Source organism: Peribacillus sp. P4_D6, from assembly GCF_056401795.1.
On record NZ_JBFUIQ010000358.1, the window covers coordinates 1 to 946 of the forward strand.

General features: G+C 45.7%; 2 protein-coding genes. Both read right to left on the reverse strand.

The window, feature by feature from the left end; all coding sequences use genetic code 11:
• On the reverse strand, positions 1–668 hold a 668-nt coding region (locus tag AC1DVB_RS27555), incomplete at its 3' end, for an ABC transporter ATP-binding protein (RefSeq protein WP_477592016.1).
• Positions 643–946: ABC transporter permease subunit (locus tag AC1DVB_RS27560; protein ID WP_477592018.1), on the reverse strand; the 304-nt coding region annotated here is incomplete at its 5' end. The genes AC1DVB_RS27560 and AC1DVB_RS27555, both read right to left, overlap by 26 nt.

A 946-nucleotide genomic window follows, 5' to 3' on the forward strand; every position in this document is an offset into this window, starting at 1 on the left:
CAAACACCCATGACGAGCGGCATATCATGTTCTATCAATAATACGGTCAAATCGAATTTCTCACGGATGAGGGCAATCAGGTTCATGAGTTCGTGCGTTTCCTGAGGGTTCATCCCGGCTGCCGGTTCATCCAGTAAAAGAAGTTTCGGATTGGCGGCAAGGGCACGGGCGATTTCCAGCCGCCTTTGCTGTCCGTATGGAAGATTCTTCGCTTTTTCATCCTTAAAATGGTCAAGATTGAAAATACGCAAAAATTCGAGCGCCTTTTCATCCATTTCCTTTTCCCCTGAAAAATGTCCGGGCAACCGGAATATGGAGTTTGGAATTCCATGCTTGGCAAGCGAGTGGTAAGCAACCTTCACATTATCGATCACGGATAACTCACTGAAGAGACGAATGTTTTGAAAGGTCCTCGAGATCCCTTTTCGGGTAATTTTATAAGGCTGCTGCTTATTTAGATTTTCCCCGTTCAAGGCGATCGTTCCTTCTGTAGGGACATACACACCCGTCAGTAAATTGAAGAAGGTCGTTTTCCCAGCTCCATTCGGCCCGATCAGGCCTACAAGTTCCCCTGGAAATAAYTCTACGTTCACATCGGACACCGCTTTCAATCCGCCAAAGCGTATACCCACCGAATCTACCTTAAGCAACGGTATTGTGGCTTCCATCCTTTGGGCCCCCTTTCGTTTTTTTATGTGTGAACAATGATGTGATTTCTTTTGTTCCCATTAACCCCTGCGGGCGGAAAATCATCATCAGGATCAGGACAAGACTGTAGATGATCATCCTCGTTTCCGGATAATCCTGAAGGAATGTCGTCACGATTGTCAGTAAAATGGCGGCCAAAACCGAACCTGAAAGACTTCCAAGACCGCCAAGTACGACGAAAATCAGTATATCGAAGGATTTCAGGAAACCGAAATTCGATGGCTGGATAATATAAAAA